The sequence below is a fragment of the Dyadobacter sp. OTU695 genome (genome assembly GCF_038440355.1).
Taxonomy (GTDB): Bacteria; Bacteroidota; Bacteroidia; order Cytophagales; family Spirosomataceae; genus Dyadobacter.
In genome coordinates this window covers 248,268-268,770 of the sequence record NZ_JASATN010000005.1, presented here as the reverse complement: position 1 = coordinate 268,770, position 20,503 = coordinate 248,268, and the positions used below count along the sequence as shown (strand labels likewise).

Genomic DNA, 20,503 nt, shown 5'->3' with positions numbered 1-20,503 from the left:
GGAGGCTGGCCTGAGCAGCTTGCGTTTCACTTTCTAACTCTCTTTAAACATGATTTTTTCTACCCGCTTTTCTCCACTGCTTCTGGCCGTGCTGCTGCTGCTGACCGGTCCCGTGGCGGTCAGGGCCCAGGTTCCCGTTTCGGGCCGGGTAACGGACGCATCCGGCCCGCTTGTCGGCGTAAGTGTGATCATCAAGGGCGCCAATGGCGGCACATCCACCAATACCGACGGAAATTTTACGATCAACGTCCCCTCTGCCGATGCAATCCTCGTGTTTTCCTACATAGGTTATATTCCCCGCGAAATTCAGGTTGGCAAACAAACCAAGCTGGACGTGCTGCTCGAAGCGGACACCAAAGCCCTGGATGAGGTAGTGGTAGTAGGCTACGGGACCAAAACCCGCGCCGACCTTACCGGCTCTGTTTCGACGATCAAAGGCGCCGACCTGGAAAAATCGCCCGCGAGCAACCTTACCAACTCCATAGCCGGCCGCGTGCCCGGGCTGATCGCCAATACAAGGAGTGGTGAGCCGGGTAACGACAATGCGGAAATTTTCGTCCGCGGGAAGGCGACGCTGGGTAGTACCGGCGCGCTGGTCGTGATCGACGGCATTCCCGATCGCTCGGGAGGCTTTGCGCGGCTCAATCCTGCCGATATCGAGTCGTTTACCGTCATTAAAGATGCTACTGCGGCAATTTACGGGGCGAGGTCGGCCAATGGCGTGATCCTGATTACCACCAAGCGTGGCCAGGCAGGCAAACCGGTGCTGTCCATCGGTACCAACTGGTCGCTCACGCAGGCGACGCGCGTCCCTCAAATGCTGAATTCCTACGAGTATGCGCTGGCAACCAATGAATACGATCAGATGATCGGCCAGAAGCCCACCTGGCCCGATGCCACATTACAGAAGTTCCGCGACGGATCGGACCCGCTCTCGTTCCCCAGCACCGACTGGTGGGATGCGACGATGAAAAAGCAGGCGTTGCAGCACAATCAGGTAATTTCCCTGCGTGGCGGCACCGATAAGGTAACCTATTTCCTTTCCGGCCAGTACCAGAAGCAGGACGGCATTTACAAACGTGACGCAGCCTATTACAAGCAAGCGCAGGCACGCGCCAACGTGGATATCGCCGTTACCGACAACCTGAAAATCGGGGTGGACGTGCTGTACCGCAATGAATTCCGTAATTCGGCTGTGGGGAATTACAATGCCGGGGCGATATTCCGGGAGCTGTGGCTTGCCTATCCGTACCTCGTTCCGATTTACCCGAATGGCCTCGTCGGACCGGGCATCGGCGGTGGGCCTAACAACAGCATGGTGTACATCACCGGCGGGGAAGCGGGCTACAACCGTGCTACCAACGACTTTTTACAGACCAAAACCTATTTCAAATGGGACTTGTCCAAATTGGCCGACGGCGTGTTTGTGGATGGTTACTATGCCTATGACGTCACTTTTTCGAAAACAAAGGCATTTACGAAAACCCCGCCACCCGCTTTCCGTTATGACGGCGCAACCGGTAAGTATGTGCAGATCAATTCGGCGATCAAACCCAGCTTGTCGGAGCTGCGTGGTACGCTGAAACAAAACCTGATGAACATCCGGCTGGGCTATAACAACCGCTTCGGCGACCATTCTGTCGAGGGATTTGCGGCGTATGAGCGTTTTGAGGGCAATGCCGACGAGATCAGCGCATTCAGATCGAACTTTCTCAGCAACTCGCTCGACCAGCTTTCGGCAGGGAGCCTGATCGGCCAGCAGAATAATGCAACAGCCGCCCAGACGGGACGCAACAACTTCATCGCCCGCGCTTCGTATGGTTTCAAGAACAAATACCTTTTTGACTACAACATGCGCTACGACGGCTCACAGAACTTCCCCGAGGGCAAGCGTTATGGCTTTTTTCCAGCCGTTTCGGCCGCATGGCGCATTTCGCAGGAGGATTTTTTCAATTCAAAAAGCATCACCGAGCTGAAATTACGCGGCTCGTGGGGTAAAACGGGTAATGACGCCGTTTCGGCATTCAACTACATCCAGACCTACCTCCTGGGAACAGGTTTCGGCTATTCGCTCGGCCCGAATGCCTCGCAGGTAAGCTCACTGGTGCCCGGCCCGACCCCGAACAGGGACATTACCTGGGAGGTAGCTACGACGACCGACATAGCGCTCGACGCACAGTTCCTCAAAGGCAAACTGGGCCTTACGATCGACTATTTCCGCTCCATGCGTTCGGGCATCCTCATTACACGCAGCGAGTCCGTACCCGCATACACGGGACTAACCTTGCCGAACCAGAACCTTGGAAAAGTGCTCAACAGGGGTATCGAAGTAGAAGCCTACTATAATGGAACAATCGGGACGAGCTTCGGGTACAACATCAGGGGCAACCTGACCTTCGCCCGCAACAAGGTTATTTTCATGGACGAGGCTGCGAGCGTGCCATCCTATCAGCGAAAAACCGACATTCCCATCGATTCGTGGCTCGTGTACGAATCCGATGGCATTTACCAGAACCAGGCGGACATCGACGGCAGTCCGCATCCGGCCAACACGGCCCCCGGCGATATCCGCTATAAGGACATCAACGGAGACGGGGCTATCAGCGGCCTGGATCAGGTAAGAAAATCATCCGTCCGGACGCCGGAACTGATCTATGGTACCTCGCTGGGTTTATCATGGCGTAACCTGGACCTCTCTTTGTTCGTACAGGGGCAGGCGCGGGCGCAATCGTACCTGGCCCCCGCCGGGTTGAATATGGCGAGGGAGTTTTTCGACGGCCGCTGGCAAAAAGAAGGCGACAATCAGTTTCCGCGTAATTTCAATGGTCCTACCGGCGCGTCGAGAGGGGTTAATACCCTTACTTCGGACTTCTGGCTTCGCAATGCGGCATTCGTGCGATTGAAAAATGTGGAGCTGGGCTTTACAGTGCCTTCGGGATTGCTGAAAAAGGCGAAAATGCACAGTGCTCGCATCTATATTAATGGGAGCAACCTGTTCTCTATCGATCAATTCGGACCGTCTTTTGATCCCGAAATCCCTAACAGCTCGGGCTACTACTATCCGCAGCAGCGCGTCGTGAACCTGGGCGCAAACATCAGCTTCTAATCCTTACTATTCAACCGATGAAACCACAAACTAACCATAAAACCCCATCCAGTATCCAGGCTGCTAAAAACGCGGCTAGCTGGTCCGGGAAGGTGCTCGCCGGTATTTCCATTGTGACCGGAATACTGGTAATGGGCTCCTGCAAGGACGTGCTCGACTTGAAACCGCGCAATGCCTATTCTGAGTCCGACGTATGGACAGATCCGAACCTGGTCCGGGTATATGTAAACGGCATTTACGACCAGACGGTGATGGCCTACAAAGACGGCGGCTTTGGATGGGGCGCGCAGACCGACGAGTTGTACGGCAACTTCAACTGGACGAACGAAAACAGTTATGTCCAGGGCGAAGCCACCGCCGACAACCAGACTTCCTCTTCGCTGAACCGCTGGGGCGACCTTTACGGTTCGGTACGGAAATGCAATGTATTCCTGAATAATGCAGGTCAGCTTGACACCGTCGCCAACGGGCAGGCTGTGCGCATCATGCGCGGGGAGGTTCATTTTCTAAGAGCATTGGCCTATTTCGAACTGCTGAAACGATTTGGCGGCGTGCCGCTGATTACGAAAGTGTACGACGTCAACGACAAGGTTTTTAACGAAAAGCGCGCGACCTGGACGGAAACACAGAACTTCATTCTGGCTGATATTGCGGAGGCTGTCCGGCTGTTGCCCGCCGCTTATCCTGCCGATCTTGACAAAGGCCGGGCTACAATAGGAGCCGCGCTGGCGCTGAAATCACGGTTGCTGCTGTATGCGGCAAGTCCTTATTTCAATACTTCTGGGGACAAAAAACTTTGGCAGCAGGCTAAGGAGGCTGCCAAAGCGGTGATTGATTTCAAAGGCGCGCCATATGCCTTGTACGGTAATGCGGGTAATGGAACCTACAACAAGACCTACCTCGATTTTTTCAACCCGGAAGTGATTTTTGCGAGGGTTTACAGTGGCCTGGCAAGGGCCGACCGGTACAATACCGTAAGTCGCGACCTTAGTCCAAACGGCTATGAAGGGTATAGCGCCTACAATGTGATCCAGCAAATGGTCGACGCATTCGAAATGGCAGACGGAACGCCATTCAGCTGGGCGAACCCGGTTCATGCGAAAAATCCTTATGCCAACCGGGATCCCAGGTTTTATGCGACGATCCTGGCTAATAATCAGCTCTTCAAGGGCCGGACGACCCAGTTTTTCGAAGGCGGGGACGATTCGCCTCAAAGCCCGTATTCGCCATGGAATGCATCGAAGACACGCTATGTGATCCGCAAAATGGTGGATGAATCGGTGGATTGGCAAAAGCAGGACTACGCGGCTTCGCAATGGGTCGGTTTCAGATTATCAGAAATTTACCTGAACTATATCGAAGCCTGCGCTGCATTGGGCGAAGACGGCGAAGCGCTCGCTTACCTGAACAAATTGCGGTCGCAGAAAGCGGGAATGCCTCCCGTGAATGCATCCGGAGCGGCATTGATGGACAAGATCAGGCAGGAACGCCGCATTGAACTTTGCTTTGAAGGCCACCGGTACTTCGACATCCGTCGTTGGGGCATCGCCGAAATTGGATCGAAAGACGCCCTGGGGGTAATCATCACCAAACAGCCCGATGGTACCTTTACTTATCAATCGGCGACGGTTCAGAAACGGGTATGGATTCCAGCCCTTTACTTTTACCCGATACCACGGACAGAGATACAGAGAAACCCGGCCCTGATTCAGAATCCGAATTATAATTAATGTCCGGCATGGAATGTCCCGCATGGAATGTCCGGCATGGAATGTTCCGCATGGAATGTCGCGCATCGAATGTCCGGCGTGGAATGCGGGACATTTTAAAGGAGAAATTATCAGAATATTGTATTTTAATTCAAAAACAAAGGGATGATCAGATTCATCGCAGCCGCTTTTATCGGCCTTGCTTTTCAGTCGTGCTTCCAGCAGGAGTGTTTGGCGCAAAATGAAGTGTTAAAATTCCGGTCGACGGACGCCGTACTGCAAACGGCATTCGATCGGGCCCGGGACATGGCCCTGAGCCATCGGGGCAACCCTGCCGACCCGGTGGGGGACTGGTACGAAGCCGCATTGCCTTCGCGCTTTGCATTCTGTATGCGCGACGTCGCGCACCAGAGTATGGCGGCCGAAATGCTTGGCCTCGGCAAAGCTAACAGCAATATGTTTTCCCAGTTTGCCAAAAACATTTCCGATAGCAAGGATTGGTGCTCGTATTGGGAAATTAACAAGGAAGGAAAGCCCGCGCCGGAAGACTACCGGAACGACGACGAATTCTGGTACAATCTCAATGCGAATTTCGATGTGCTGAACGCCGCCTGGAAGCTCTATTTGTGGACGGGCGACAAGCGGTACATTAATGGTCCGGAATTTGCCGATTTTTACCGGAAGTCCGTCGGAGAATATGTGGAGCGCTGGGTATTGCAGCCCGATTCGCTGCTGTCCAGGCCGCTTCACCCGAATGCACACGCAGCCTATAATGACCGTGATTCCTTTCACCGCTGCCGCGGGCTTGCGTCGTATTCCGAGGGTGTACACGACCTGAAAATGGGCGTTGACCTCGTGGCAGCCCTGTCGCGAGGTATGCAAACCTATGCGGATATGCTTCGGGCGGACGGGAAAACCGCAGAGGCTGCCGGTTTCGACAAAAAAGCGGAGCAATACCGCCAGCATATCGAAACCAAGTGGTGGAGCAACAAGGAAGACAAGTATTTTACATACTATTCTTCCAAAGGCACATTTGGCTATACGGAGGGCGAGACGTTCCTGCTCTGGTTTGATGTGTTGAAGGACACAACCCGGGCCCGCAAGACGATCGACCAGATCCTCGCGCGTGACTGGAACGTGGAAAACCAGTCGTATTTCCCTTATGTACTGGGTCAATACGGCTATCCCGAACAGATCCGTAGCCAGATACTCCACCTGACCGACCCGGCAACGAAGCGCCGTGAATATCCCGAGGTGTCTTATGGAGCGGTACAGGGTGTGATTCAAGGCATTATGGGGATCGAAGCGGATGCGCGCGTGAACAGGATCACGACGCTGTTCAACGGGCGGACGGATGATACCCATACCATCGAAAACCTGCCTGTGTTGCAAGGGAGCATATCTGTAACCGAAACTGCCAGGACCGCGTCGCTGCGCGTTACCGGTCGCGGCCCGGTGCAATGGCGGGCGATGTTTGCAGGAAAGCATCCGTTCATCGTCGTGAACGGGGCCAGACGAAAAGCAAGCCATACGATCATGAAAGGATCGCGGACAGTTTCGTTCGTCGATGTTCCCGTGGCGGCTGATCAGCAGATCACGGCTCGTGTCGATTAATCTTTACAGCCCCAACCCCTGCGACGGCGCGTTGCAGGGGCGGGTTTAAGTTTTTAGCTTTACGAAGTAATTATCACCGAATGGAGAGCATATTTGATAAAATAAGGGAATTGCGGGAAGTGACATCGTATTCCAAACACGACCAGATCGTCGTAGGGATCATTAATGCAATCGACCAGAAGATTGTTTCACCAAACGACCTGCTGCCGTCGGTGAACCAGATGATCCAGGAACTGAGTTTCTCCCGCGAGACCATACGCAAGGGGTACGGAGAACTGGTCGACAGGGGAGTGGTTGAATCTAAAAACAGGATCGGCTATTACGTTACCAATGCGCAGACGAGCCAGTTTATGAAAGTGGCGCTGATCATGTATAATCTCGATACATTCGAAGAACTTTTTTACCGGAATTTCAGGAAAGAACTCGGCAGTAAAGTGCATTTGGACGTGTTCTTCCACCACGGCAGCGTCGATGTGCTCGAAAGCACATTGTTTCAGATCAAGGGAAAATACGGCATGTATGTCATCGCCCCGATCCCGCACCGCAGAACGAAGGAAATCCTCGAAACCGTTCCCAGGAGCAACCTGCTGATATTCGACCGGTTCGAACAGCTGGACGGTGAAGTGAGCTATATTGCGCAGGAATTCGAGCGCTCGACCTATGCGGTGCTGGAAGCCCTGGCGAACAAGATCCGGGAGTTCGATGAGATCATTTTCTATCATTCCCCCAAGTCCCTCGATCCGAAAGAGATTGTATTCTCATTTAAACGTTTTTTGCAAGATTTCTCTATTAAAGGACAGATCATCAGTGAGTTCGTTCCTGGCTCGGTCGAGAAGGGAAAGGCATATTTCACCCTCGATAACTACACCATGTGGGCGATCCTGAAAGAATGCAAGGGTAAAAAGCTCACAATGGGGGTCGATGTAGGTCTTCTGTCGGTCAACGACGAGCCTGCGAAAGAATTTGTCGATATCACCACATACTCTACCGATTTTGCCCTGATGGGTAAGCTCGCGGGGCAGGCGATCATGCAAAAGCAGAAGATCCAGGTGATCCTGCCCAATGTACTGATCCGGCGGAAAACATTGTGATGGTGCGATGCGGGAAAAAGTGGCTCTTAGCGGTGTCGATGCCGGCATTATCGTGCTTTACCTGGTCGTTCTGGCGGGGGTAGGGCTGTACTTTTCCCGAAAACGCCGGATCAAAACGGCCAGCGACCTTTTCCTGGGCGGCAAGTCGTTGAAATGGTATAATGTAGGCCTGTCCATTTTCAGCAGTAATGTAAGTCCCGTGATGCTCGTGGGTTACGGCGGAATGGCGTACACCACTGGTATGGTTGCCGCCAACTTCGACTGGCTGGCCTGGTGGTTCCTGCTGCTGTTGGCAATGGTGTTTATCCCCCATTACTTTGCGACGAAAATCAGCACAATGCCCGAATTCCTGCTTCGGCGCTATGGGCAGCGATCGTTTACTTTCCTGACCTATTATTCTATGATTTCGACGCTCATCGTATCGGTGAGCTTTGTGCTGCTCACGGGCGGGCTCGTGATCGCGCAAATCCTCGACGTGCCCTTCTGGGTAGCGGCAGTAGGAGCTACCGTGCTCGCGACGAGCTTTACCGCTACGGGCGGCCTGGGGGCGATCGCCAAAACCGGTGTGCTGCAATCCGTCGTCGTTACGCTCGCGGCATGCATCGTAGGCGTGATCGCCATTGACCACATCGGCGGCATCGGGGAGGTGATCCGCCGGTCGCCGAAAGAATTCTGGACGATCTTCCGCCCGTCCGACGACCCCGTTTACCCCTGGCATGCTGTGTTGCTTGGCTATCCGGTCGTTGGGATATGGTACTGGTGCACCGACCAGACGATCGTGCAGCAAACCCTCGCTGCCAAAAACATTCAGCACGGCCAGTACGGAACCATGCTCATGGCTACCCTCAAAGCCCTGGTGCCTTTCATTTTCCTGTTACCCGGCATTTATTGCTTCATTCTGTTTCCAAACCTCAGTAATCCCGACCACGCCTACATGGTCATGACGGCCAATCTGCTTCCCGTCGGGCTGGTAGGCATTACGCTAGGCGCGCTCATCGCGGCGCTTATCTATGATGTTGCCGTCGGCATCAATGCATTCAGCATGGTCTTTTCTTTAAATGTTTATTCCAAAATCATCGATCCCAATGCTTCGCAAAGGAAACTTCGGGCCGTCGGACGGATTGTGATCATCGGCTCGTCGTTTATCGCCATGATGATGTCGATCCTGCTATCGACGGTCGACAAAGGGCTGTTCGACCTCTCGCAGGCCGTAGGTACTTACCTGGCCCCTCCGCTTACGACCGTATTTATCATGGGGGTGATCTGGAAAAAAGCCACGAGCCGCGCCGCCAACCTCACATTATACCTCGGTTCGCCCCTCTGCCTGGCGGTAGGCATCATGCAGCTGAACGACTTTCCGCACAAAGCATTCTGGCCGCATTTTATGCTGCTCACATTCCTGCTGACCGCCTTCCTGATGATGCTCATGGCCGCCATTTCCCTATTATTTCCCGAACAGCGTTCCAGCTCAGCGCTGCCCACTTTGGCCGAGACTTACGCTTCACAGCCGCCATACGACCGTGGGAAAATATGGTTGGGCTGGGCCTGCATCGGGGTTGTTATGGGGTGTCTCTACTTTTTATTCAGGTAAAGAATCACGATTTGAATCAAGCTTGGCTACCTGTTCGGCCCGCCCGCGCAAACGATCAATGGGTGAATGTCCAGTTCCACGCCCTCAAAGATCTGGTCATTTTCCAGGCGCGGAAATCATTCTTTTCCGAAACTCCGGACACTTATCGGAAATGGCCGTCGGTGCGCCAAAAGATGCCTTACTATTGTAAAAACGACATTAATGAACTCGTCAGGGCCACTGTCACCATGTACGCGCCATTTTTGACCAAGTTTCATTGGATAGATTTCGCGACCGGCTACCTTAAAGAAGGCGTAAACTATCCGCTGATCCGCTATGCCGACAAGCATAACCTTTTCCCGATACCGACCCGGCAGATCAGCCGGAACAGTCAGATCAAACAGAATAATTCCGGATACTAATTTTATATCTCTTAACATCTGTCCCATGTTTTTTAGAAAGACCAAGCTTGCCCTGCTCCATGCAGCCACCCTGGGTGCGGCATTGTCCACTCCTGTTTTCAGCCAGCAGCAGCCGGTTACCATCGACGTCAATCTGGCCAAGGCGAAAGCCCCTATGCAGCCGATCTGGGCTTTTTTTGGCTACGACGAGCCTAACTATACCTATATGAAGGATGGTAAAAAGCTGCTGACGGAGATCTCGCAACTGAGCAAAGTACCTGTGTACGTACGGGCGCACAGCCTGCTCGTAACGGGCGACGGCGAAGCAGCGCTCAAATGGGGTTCCACCAATGCCTATACCGAGGATGCACAGGGCAAACCGGTGTACGACTGGAAGATCGTCGACAAAATATTCGATACCTACATCGAGAGAGGCATGAAACCCATTGCCCAGATCGGGTTTATGCCGCAGGCGCTTTCCTCGAAACCTGAGCCTTACCGCCATCACTGGAAGCCGGGCGACAACTATAACGACATTTACCTCGGCTGGGCCTATCCTCCCAACGACTACAACAAATGGGCTGAGCTTGTGTACCAATGGGTGAAGCATTCGGTGGCCCGTTACGGCAAGAAAGAGGTGGAAAGCTGGTACTGGGAGCTTTGGAATGAACCGAATATCAGCTATTGGAAAGGTACGGTCGACGAATACATCAAACTATACGATTACACGGCCGACGCTGTGAAACGCGCATTGCCCACCGCCAAAATCGGCGGACCGGAAGTGACCGGCCCGGCCTGGGACAAGTCCGAAGTATTCATGCGGAAATTCCTCGACCATGTAACCAGTGGCAAAAATTACGTCACGGGTAAAACAGGCACACCAATCGATTTTGTCACTTACCATGCCAAGGGCGCGCCCAAGATCGTGGACGGGCATGTACAGATGAACATGGGCACGCAGCTGCGCGACCTGGACAAAGGTTTCGAGATTGTGGCTTCGTACCCTGCGCTCAAAAAGCTGCCGATCATCATCGGCGAATCCGATCCGGAGGGGTGCGCTGCATGTTCGGAAGATGTGAGCCCGCAGAATGCCTACCGCAATGGTACCATGTATTCGAGCTACACGGCGGCGTCGTTTGCGCGGAAATACGATCTGGCCGAGGCGCGGGGCGTGAATTTGCTGGGAGCGGTGAGCTGGTCGTTCGAGTTTGAAGATCAGGCCTGGTTCCGCGGGTTCCGCGATCTGGCTACAAATGGCGTCGACAAGCCGGTGCTGAACGTGTTCAGGATGTTTGGATTGATGGAAGGAAACAGGGTAGAGGTGAAACAAAACCTGTCCTACGATTTCAAAAGGGTTAGGGACGAAAGTGTTCGCAAAGAGGCGGATATCAATGGTATTGCCTCCAAAAGTGCCAATTCGGCGGCGGTAATGGTGTGGAACTACCACGACGACAATGTGCCCTCACAGGATGCCACCGTGAAAGTTCTGGTGCAAGGGCTGCCGTCGCAGAAAGTGATGCTGTACCACTACCGAATCGATAAGGAAAACAGCAACTCGTACGAAGCCTGGAAGGCCATGGGCTCGCCCAAGCAGCCGACCGCGGAGCAGATCAGGCTGCTCGAAAAGGCCGGACAACTGGCATTGCTTACTTCGCCTCAATGGATCGAACCTAAGAATGGCCAGACAACCGTGGAAATGCAACTGCCGCGCCAAGCCGTGTCACTGCTGCATTTCAAGTGGTAGGGATGGCGACCACTTCGGATTGGAAAATGATTCCCCGGGCCCGGAAAGTGGCGGTGACGATAGCGAGCCTCATCATGATATTGCCATTGCTGGCCGGGCTGCTGATTATGCTTTTCCTCATGGGGCCGTTGGTACCTGACCAAAGCCTGTTGCGGCATGGAGAAAGGAGCTGAATGTTATTTTTGTTTAAATAACATACTGGAAATGAGTAGCGGGATTGAGAGTTGATACTTTTGTCACTGATATTAACATTCAAATCTACATCCGTATGAAGTTGGCAATCGTCCTCATTTTGACCCTGTTCGTCAGCCATTTGCCGCTGTTTGGCCAAACTACTGACAACGCGGAGATTTCGCGCATGTACGAGGCTGACCAGTCGGCCAGGAAAGTCGCCAATATCGATTGGAACCAGCTCAATAAGGACGACGCGCTCCGGCGGAAAAGGGTGGACGAGCTCCTGGATTCCGGGAAAGTGGCAACCGGCAAGGACTATTACCACAGCGCGATGATCTTCCAACACGGTATGGATACCGTTGCGTCCGCCAAGGCCATTAAATTGATGAAAAAGGCCATCGAATTCGACCCCGCTACCAATAAATGGCTACTCGCCGCTGCCATAGACCGGCACCTTATGCGGAAGGGCGAGCCACAGATTTACGGAACGCAATATGTCAGAATGGGCTCCAACGCTAAGTTTGAGCGTTACCGGATCGACAGCACGAAGGTCACGGACGCCGAACGCAAGGCCTACAACGTGGAAACACTTGCCGAGCAGCGGATTAAAGAACGGCAAATGAACGAGCCTCGCGCAGGAAACTGAATATCCCGCAGTTACTACCGCATCAGGTAAATGTTAACAGTATTCTTCACCTCCTCCAATGTCCTTTCCGGCTTTGGATAAATGGCGGGGATCGGCTGTTTGGAGAATGTCTGCAGATAAAGTAGCCACGCGTCCCGCCACCATATTGCCTCTTTGTGCTGCTTTATAAGCCGGCCGGTAATGTCCGCATGTATATCGGGATCGATCGAAGTTTTCACTGCCGCCCATTGCTTTTGCATCCATAGCACCGAGTCGGCGCCGGTGTAGAACCGGTGGCAAAGTTCATCCCAGAGGTTTCTGCCGGAGCTGAGTTTTTTAGACCAGGGAATGTGATGAAACCAGAACAGGTAGGGCAGTGGGCAGGTTTCTGCGTTGTCCCAGGTGCGGCGCACTTCCGGCCGGTATTGCGCCAGGGCATTGCTGCCATCAGCCGTGCGGTCGAAGCCCAGGCCGAGGCTGTCGGCCCGGTGATAATAAATAGCCGTCCAGTCGGGACGGGAGCTGCGGTTTTGCCAGGGTTCGGGGGCGTAGTGGCTGCCTGTCCACGGGCGCGATAAGCCCAGCGGCGTATTGTAATCGACATAAATATCCCTTGAACGCAGCATCATGTTGCTGATTGTGGCAACCGATTTTGTCTCGGTGGTTAATGAAAGCTGAGTCCATTCCTGCGCGATGGCTTCCGCGGTCAGTGTGTGGTCCCAGGCGAACCGGCCGAAGGCATACCAGTTGGCCTGGGCCATCGGGTTCCCGGTCCAGTTGCGGTCGGAACCGGTATTGGCTACGCCGGCCATGCAGGTCAATGGATAATCGTGGAGAGAGCCGTCGACAATGCGGGCTACGGTGGAGCCTTTGCCCTTCACGTAAGTATCGGCATCAAGGCATTCTTTGAAAATGGGGGCTTCATAAACCCAGTGCGTAGCAAAACCAAGGTATTCCTGTGTGAGCTGAAATTCTATGCCGAGCGGCGTTTGGGGCATATTACCGAATAGCGGAGAAAATGGCTCACGCGGTTGGAAATCAATGGGACCGTTCTTAACCTGCACGATCACGTTTTTCGCAAACTTTCCATCCAACGGCACGAACTCCTCGTACGCTGCCTTGAAGCGGTCGGCCTTAGGATCGGCCTTGTAAACAAACGCCCGCCAGATCACTACGCCTTTGAACGGAGCAAGGGCTTCGGCGAGCATATTGGCGCCGTCGGCGTGGGTACGGCCATAATCCTGCGGGCCTGGTTCGCCCTCTGAATTGGCTTTAACGAGAAATCCTCCGAAATCGGGGATAATACTGTAAATCTCCTTCGTTTTTTCGGTCCACCATTTTCTCACTTCCGGATCGAGCGGATCGGAAGTCTTCAACCCGCCCAGCGTTTTAGGGGCGGCAAAATGAATGGACAAGTAGGTTTTAATACCATATTTCCTGAAAACACCGGCCAGTGCAGCCACTTTGTGCAGGTACTCCGCCGTCAGAAAACGTGCGCTGGCATTCACATTGTTTACGACCGTACCATTGATCCCTATTGACGCATTGGCTCTCGCATAGTCGGTATAGCGCGGATCGACGGTTTCCGGCAGCTCGTACCATTTCCACAGCGAGCCTCCCGCGTACCCACGTTCGATGGTCCCTTCCGGATTATCCCAGTGGTTGAGCATCCGCAGCTGGATCTTCGGGCTGCTTTGTCCTGCGGCTTTTTCGACAGGCAGGTGCTGCTGTAAGTGCCGGAGCAGGGCAAAACTGCCGTATAGCACCCCGGCATCTTTGGCGGCGGAAATGACGGTATTTGCACCCTGCATTTGGATGGAATAGCCATCGCCGGACGCGTCATCTCCTGCCGAAATAGTGAGAATAATGCCGTTCTGGTTCTTTACCGGGGCCTTAACGACCGGGATTTCCTTACCCGTCATGGCGGTCAGGCCGGTTTGCAGTTCTTTGGCCGCGTTGTTCAGGATATCGCTGCTGCCCGAGATGGCTATGTAGCGAAAAGAATTGCTGTAAGCCGTTCGGGTCGCCTCATTCCGGATCCTGTCATATTTAAGCCAAAGCCGGTAACCGTCGTCGGCGGAGGCATTGAGGTGAGCAATCGTTGCAGCTATAAGGAGAAGCAGGTTACGAAGCCAGGTAAAAAATTTCATGATTCGGTTTAGAAATGGGTTAAAAACGTTCAGTGATTTTGAGCATGGTTCACGTCTTGACCATCCGTGCGGAATGGCGAAGCGGGAAGCCCCGCCGAATTGTAAAAATTGACACCCTCGGGGTTGTCCTGCCAGGCATAGCGGACATATTTGGGAGATTTGACCTGCTCGCTTTGCAAAGCAATCCGGTCTTTGCCGAGTATTTCGACCGTCGCCCAGAAGAATTTCCGGTCATCGCCTGCGATGGCAAACCAGCGCAACGCCTCACCGTCGGATGAAACAATACCCTCCCCGACGTGGTCAAAGGTCAGTATGAGTTTCCCGTTTTCGACGCTGTGCGATTTCAGCACCGGGCCGGAGTAAACGATGTCCTTTTCGTCATATGCCAGGTTCCGGGCGGCGAGCGCCAGGCGTTTGCCGATGTCCTTCTTATTGAGCGGGTGAATATCATTCCACTCGCCCAGGTCGATCGTGACGGCCACTGCGGTATTGGGCAATGCGAGCGCCTTATTCTGCGCCTCCCGCAGCAGAGCGATGTTGCTTTCTGCCGGAGTGTAGTCGATATCCTGAAAATTGGGCAGTTGCGCCACGAGAAATGGCAAGTGATTGTCGTTCCAACGCGCCCGCCAGTCCCTGATCAGCGCCGGGAGCAACGCGTTGTAAGGTTCCGGGTTGCCCGTGTTGGATTCGCCTTGGTACCATAGGCATCCCTTGATTTTCAAAGGTAAAACCGGCGCGATCATTGCATTATATAAAGCCGTGGGCTGATTCTGGTGCACCAGCCGCGCGGTAGGCGGGGCCTGACCGGGGGGAAATACGGCACCGACTTTGTATTGCCAGGTGCCTTTCAGGTCGATGGTATCCTTGCCGGTCGTCATGAAATAGGGTTTATCGGGCACGAAGCCGCCTTTGCCGGACGAATTGGTTACCCTTACCACAAAGGTATTCGGGCCGGCTTTGAGCAGGTCGCCGGGGATTTCGTACCGCCGGGGTGGGTATTGGTAAGTGATATTGCCTATTTTTTTGCCATTGACATACATTTCATCCGCATCCACAATGCGCCCCATGTACAGCTTGACGGCCTTCCCGGTCCAGTGCTGCGGGACCACTATCGTTCTCCGGAACCACACCACGCCATCGAGCGACTTCAATCCCTGATCTTCCCAGTAACCGGGGATATTGAAATTCCGCCATCCCCTCGGCTGATAGGCATTGCTTTCCCAATGCTCCATGGTGCCCGCATCCGCCACGCGATCCTGTGGATTGGCATTCGGTTGACGTGCGAACGCATTCACATAGCTCGTGTCCTTATTTTGCGTGATGGTTTTCTGAGTATTTCCAAAATCCTTGAAACCAGGTTCGCTGATCCACGCCTCGATCGGTGTTCCTCCGACAGAACTGTTGATAATGCCGATCGGTACTTTGTGCTTTTCATAGATTTCGCGGGCAAAGAAGTAGGCGACGGCCCCGAAGCTAAGGATGTTTTCAGGGATGGCGGTTTTCCATTCGCCTTTCGGGAAATCGTCCACCGGGCCGTTCAGATTGGTGAGTGTCGGCACGAAAAAATTGCGGATTTCAGGGTAATTGGCCGACGCAATATCGTTCGGAAACCGTTCCTTCACACGCTCCATGTTGATCACCATATTGCTCTGCCCGCTGCATAGCCACACATCCCCGAAAGCAATATCCGTAATCCGGACTTCATTCTTCCCCTTCAAAACCATTGAATAGCCCGTTCCCGCGGAATGTGCAGGAAGCCCGATTTCCCACTTTCCAGCAGCGGTTGCCGCAGTTTTATAGGTTTTGTCGTCGAATTGAAGGGTAATCTTCTCCTTTGGCGACGCCCAGCCCCAGACTTTGAGCGGCTGGTCGCGCTGTAAAACCATATGGTCGGAAATCAGTTTGGGCAGACGGATCTGGGCGTACAGCGGCATGGCCGCGAAGAGAAGCAACAGGGTCAGGGGTTTTGAAATGTTCATCCGGATCGATCCGATGGTGTTTAAAATAATGTAATTCAATGTGATACGTCTAAAAATGGCTTCCGTTTCATCGCCTTGTATTCCGATGGCAGCATGTTGAACTTGGCCTTGAATGACTTTGTGAAATAGTTGGGTGTGGCAAAACCGGCCGTGTAGGAGATTTGCGAAACGTTCATATCGCTTTTTTCGAGCAATAGCGCGGCTTTTTCCAGCTTGATCGACCGGATGAACTCAATTGGGGTTTGCCCGCTGATTTCCAGTACTTTGGTGTAAAGTGTTCCCCGGCTCATGCCTACGTGCCTGGCCAGGTTCTCCACGCTGAGTTGTGTAGAATTCAGGTTGTCTTCGATATAGGAAAGCATATCCCTGAGTAGTTTAACATCGCCGGATTCGATCGCCACATCACGGCCCGACATTTGTATCTGCCTCGAATACACGTCTTTAAGTAGCCTGTTGAGCAGCAGTAGGTTATTGATTTTTACATTCAGTATTTCAAAATTGAAAGGCTTCGTCAGGTAATCGTTTGCCCCCGAGCTGAGCCCTTTCAACTGCTGTTCTTCTCCACTTGACGCCGTGAGGAGTATGATCGGAATATGACTGGTGCGCTTGTCGGACTTGATCTTCCCGCTCAGGGCAAGGCCGTCCATTTCAGGCATTGCGATATCGCTTACGATCAGTTCGGGGTGGCAGCTGAGCGCTTTTTGCCAGCCTTCCTTACCATCGGCCGCTTCCAGCACACGGTAATGCGTTTCCAGGTTTTCTTTGAGATAATGCCTGAACTCCGCATTATCCTCCACGATCAGTATGCGGGGCAAAGCGTTGCCCGGCATTGCGTCGAACTCGCCTTGCGAGATTTTGCCTGCGGGATCGGAGCTTTTTTCCTGAATAGGAGCATCCCCGAAAGGAACGGCGGGCGCAATTTCGACGGGATTGAACACCCACGTTTCACAAGGAAGGCCGACGGTGAAAACACTGCCCTTTTCCCCATTGCTTCCAACGGTAATGAAACCGCCATGCATTTGTACAAATTCCCTGACGATCGACAGGCCGATTCCGCTGCCCTGGTTGAGCACCGAGGCGTTGGCATCGTCCTGAAAGAACCGGTCGAAGATTTTTTCGCGATGTTCTGGTGAAATGCCGATTCCGGTATCGGATACCTTGATATACAGCCAGTTTTGTTGTGCATCGTCGGTGCCGCAGGTCAGCTGCAACCGCACCTCGCCGCCCTCGGGCGTAAATTTGAATGCATTCGAAAGGAGGTTGAACAGAATGCGCTCCATTTTGTCGGCATCGAAATCGATCAGCAAATGCGACACTGCGCTGTCGAATGTGAAACGGATCCGTTTCCGCTGCGAAAGGTCGCTGAACGAGTCGCAGGCGTCGCGTATAAATGGTACAATGTCGTTGCGGCGCAGGTCGGCCTTTAATTCCTGTTCCTGCAAGTTTTTAAAATCCAGCAGCTGATCCACGAGGTTGAGCAGCCGTTTTGCATTACGCCGGATGGCCGCGATCTGCGGCTGGTGCGGTTGCTCCGGGCCAAGCAGGTTTTCGACTGGCGCAAGAATGAGCGATATAGGTGTGCGGAACTCGTGGCTGAGATTGGTCAGGAACTTGATTTTCAGCTGGTCGAGCTCTTGCTTCCGCTCTGTTTCGCGACGGGCCTGCTCCTCCCTGAATTTGCGGTGCAACCTGCGGATACCGCGCCGCCGCATCAGGTATACTGCCGCAATGGGTGCCAGCACATAGAAAATGTAGGCGTAAATGGTGAGATAGAACGGCGGCTTCACGGTTACGGCTACCGCTGCGGGTGGGGAAGTCCAGTCGCTGCCGTCGCTGCTGGCCTGCACTTCGAACCGGTAATCGCCGGGGCTGAGGTTGGTATAGCTGGCTGTGGTGGCCTGGCCTGCCTGCTGCCATTCATTTTGCAACCCCACGAGGCGGTATCGGTAGGTGGTCTGTTCGGGATTCGTGTAGTTGAGCGCGCCGTAACCGATAGAGAAATTCTGCTTGTAGTCCAGGCGTATTGATTGAGCGACGGAAATATCGGCGTCGATCATACCCGCATCGGCGGAGGTGATGGCGCGGTTTCCTATTTTCAGATCTCTCAGCATTACGGGGGTTTGTCCCTGGTTCCTTTTCAGGCTGCGGGTATCGATGTAATTGAAGCCCGCAATGCCGCCGAAAAAGAGCACATTATCGGAGGTACGCAAGCCCGCACCCATTGCGAATGTGTTGTTTTGCAGCCCATTGTGCGTGGTATAGTTGGTGAATTTCTTTTTATGCAGGTCAAAAAAACTGATACCCTCATTGGTGCTCACCCAGATACGCCCCTGCGCGTCTTCCAGGACCTTGTTGATCATGCCGCTCGAAAGCCCCTCATTGACGCCGAATGTCGTGAATTTGCGCGTTTTCGGGTCAAACAATGCGAGGCCTTCGCCACTGGTACCGGCCCAAATGCTTCCCCGGCTATCTTCCAGGAGAGAGAGTACATTGTTGCTCGGAAGCGCGGCAGTTTCTCTGTCGAGCAGTACGGAAACACGCTTTTCAGGATCGAAAACGGCAATGCCGGTGCCATGGGACGCGATCCACATTTTCCCGTGCCGGTCCTCCACAATGTCGCGGATATAGGCGTTTAGCGGAATGGCGCGGTTGAGGAGGGAAACGTTGGGGTGAAAAAGCCTTTCGAACCGGCCCGTTTCAGGGTGGAACACATTGACGCCCCCGCCATTTGTCCCAATCCACAGCTTCCCGTTTTTGTCCAGGGTAAGGGCAAAAATGTTGTTGTTACCCAGCGAGCCCGCTTCCGGGCCCTGGGTAAATTGTTCATATCTGCCGGTCACGGGGTTCAGCCGGAAAAGCCCGTCCTGAAATGTGCCGATCCAGAGTGCGTCCGGCGCGGCAAGTCTCAGCGACAGCACGGCAAGCCCGGACGATGCCGCCTTGTTCTTCGGATGAATAGCGTACCTGCGGATCAGGTTGGTTTTGCGGTCGTAGAGGTTGACGCCGCCATCGTCGGTACCGACGAAAATACGGCCGTCGGGATACTCGGCAAAGGAAGTTACGAACGGCGCGCTGAGGCCGTACGGGTCATATGGGTCACAGCGTTTCAGTCCGAACAAGGTAAGGTTACGGTCGTATTTGTTGACGCCTCCCTTGTAAGTACCCATCCAGATAATGCCCGCCGGGTCGTTGAGTAGGCTGCGTATAGACTTGTTCGTTATGCTGAACGGCATGCGCGGGTCGGGCGCGTGACGCGTAATGCGTCCTGAGCGCGTGTCGATGATATTCAGCCCGCCGTCGGTACCGACCCATACCTCATCCCGGCTTTGTGCGGCGATCGCGAAGATCATATTGTTGCTGATCGAATGACTGTTTCCCGGTTGGTATCTGAAATGTCGGATCTGCTTGCCCGCCGCGGAAAGGACGAACAAACCATGCTGTGTCCCGATCCACATGCTGCCGGAACTATCTTCTGTAATGGCCGTCACAAATTCCGAACCTTCCGGATAGCTTTCGGAACCGCGGTAATCTATGGGGACAAAGCGGTTCTGTTTATCCTGAAACCTGAACAAACCGTCGCTGGTGCCGACCCACATTTGCTGGTGACGGTCGCGGAACACCCTGTGTACATGCTTGCCCGCGACCTGCGCCGGCGTGCCGGGAATGGAAGTGAATGTCTTTATAGCAAGGGTAAGCGGGTCGATGATCATGAGGCCCTGGGTGGTACCGGACCATATTTTGCCCTGGCTGTCCTCGCAAATCGAGTTGATACTGTGAAAGGTTTTGACCCTTACGAACGAATCTTTCCGGCGGTCGTACAAATGCAGCCCGCCGATAATGGTACCGACCCATATCCGGCCGGCACGGTCTTCGAAAATCGCTGAAACGTCATTGGATTTAAGAGAGCTCGAATCCTTTTTCTCATGTCTGTAAACGGTGAAACCCGTCCCATCGAATTTGTTGAGGCCATCGTCGGTAGCGAACCAGAGCAGCCCGTGGCGGTCTTTCAGGATGGCGGTTACGGTGTTGGAAGAGAGCCCGTCCATCGAAGTAACAGCGGTAAAACGGGGTGGCTCGGTTTGGGCCACGACGATCCTTCCTGCGCCGGCGAAAAGCAGCAGCAGGTAAATCAGTAAGCGTAGTAACGGCCGGGATTGTTTCAATTTGAATGCTTTAAATAATGGTTTGTTGTAAAGACGACAGAAAAGGCTGCCGTTCCGCCGCTGTGCATCGGTTAAATGCAACTTTCTCTCTAAATCTGCCATTTTTGGCCCGGTTTTAAACATTTGTTCCCATAGTTTGAACAAATGTGCTCACGGGCGGTCTTAGGCCTATGCTAC

The 20,503-nt window shown here is 53.6% G+C and carries 12 protein-coding genes; 8 read left to right on the top strand and 4 right to left on the bottom strand.

Going from position 1 to position 20,503, the window contains the following annotated elements:
• Positions 1-49 precede the first annotated feature (49 nt).
• From AAHB90_RS12690 to AAHB90_RS12660, 7 genes are all read left to right on the top strand, one after another.
• Positions 50-3,106, top strand: coding sequence for a SusC/RagA family TonB-linked outer membrane protein (locus AAHB90_RS12690; RefSeq protein ID WP_342085516.1), 3,057 nt, complete (start codon positions 50-52; stop codon positions 3,104-3,106).
• 17 nt (positions 3,107-3,123) lie between these two features.
• Complete coding sequence (locus AAHB90_RS12685; RefSeq protein WP_342085515.1) at positions 3,124-4,836, top strand: RagB/SusD family nutrient uptake outer membrane protein; 1,713 nt, start codon at positions 3,124-3,126, stop codon at positions 4,834-4,836.
• Between the two features lie 144 nt (positions 4,837-4,980).
• On the top strand, positions 4,981-6,429 hold the full coding sequence (locus AAHB90_RS12680) for a trehalase family glycosidase (RefSeq protein WP_342085513.1): 1,449 nt from the start codon (positions 4,981-4,983) through the stop codon (positions 6,427-6,429).
• Positions 6,430-6,509: 80 nt separating this feature from the next.
• On the top strand, positions 6,510-7,520 hold the full coding sequence (locus AAHB90_RS12675) for a GntR family transcriptional regulator (RefSeq protein ID WP_342085512.1): 1,011 nt from the start codon (positions 6,510-6,512) through the stop codon (positions 7,518-7,520).
• A 7-nt stretch (positions 7,521-7,527) separates the two neighbouring features.
• A complete protein-coding gene (locus AAHB90_RS12670) occupies positions 7,528-9,111 on the top strand; it encodes an SLC5 family protein (protein WP_342085510.1) in 1,584 nt (527 codons plus the stop codon).
• Between the two features lie 11 nt (positions 9,112-9,122).
• Positions 9,123-9,512 carry a hypothetical protein gene (locus AAHB90_RS12665; protein ID WP_342085508.1) on the top strand — a complete coding sequence of 130 codons (390 nt, stop codon included), beginning with the start codon at positions 9,123-9,125 and terminating at the stop codon, positions 9,510-9,512.
• A 25-nt stretch (positions 9,513-9,537) separates the two neighbouring features.
• Positions 9,538-11,235, top strand: a complete 1,698-nt coding sequence (locus tag AAHB90_RS12660; protein ID WP_342085507.1) for a GH39 family glycosyl hydrolase — start codon at positions 9,538-9,540, stop codon at positions 11,233-11,235.
• On the opposite strand, the gene AAHB90_RS12655 is transcribed toward AAHB90_RS12660, so the two are convergent.
• Positions 11,225-11,356 (bottom strand): hypothetical protein, encoded by a 132-nt coding sequence (locus tag AAHB90_RS12655; protein WP_342085506.1) that lies wholly within the window; start codon positions 11,354-11,356, stop codon positions 11,225-11,227. The two genes, AAHB90_RS12660 and AAHB90_RS12655, sit on opposite strands and share 11 nt — an antisense overlap.
• A 147-nt stretch (positions 11,357-11,503) precedes the next feature.
• On the opposite strand from AAHB90_RS12655, the gene AAHB90_RS12650 reads away from it, so the two are divergent.
• On the top strand, positions 11,504-12,055 hold the full coding sequence (locus tag AAHB90_RS12650; RefSeq protein ID WP_342085504.1) for a hypothetical protein: 552 nt from the start codon (positions 11,504-11,506) through the stop codon (positions 12,053-12,055).
• Positions 12,056-12,069: 14 nt separating this feature from the next.
• On the opposite strand, the gene AAHB90_RS12645 is transcribed toward AAHB90_RS12650, so the two are convergent.
• Genes AAHB90_RS12645 through AAHB90_RS12635 form a run of 3 tightly spaced genes read right to left on the bottom strand, consistent with a single transcriptional unit; the run spans position 12,070 to position 20,428 of the window.
• On the bottom strand, positions 12,070-14,184 hold the full coding sequence (locus tag AAHB90_RS12645) for an alpha-glucuronidase family glycosyl hydrolase (protein ID WP_342085503.1): 2,115 nt from the start codon (positions 14,182-14,184) through the stop codon (positions 12,070-12,072).
• Between the two features lie 29 nt (positions 14,185-14,213).
• Complete coding sequence (locus AAHB90_RS12640; protein ID WP_342085501.1) at positions 14,214-16,202, bottom strand: sialate O-acetylesterase; 1,989 nt, start codon at positions 16,200-16,202, stop codon at positions 14,214-14,216.
• Positions 16,199-20,428, bottom strand: coding sequence for a hybrid sensor histidine kinase/response regulator transcription factor (locus AAHB90_RS12635; protein WP_342085499.1), 4,230 nt, complete (start codon positions 20,426-20,428; stop codon positions 16,199-16,201). Before AAHB90_RS12635 ends, AAHB90_RS12640 begins: the two co-directional genes overlap by 4 nt.
• Between the last annotated feature and the right edge of the window lie 75 nt (positions 20,429-20,503).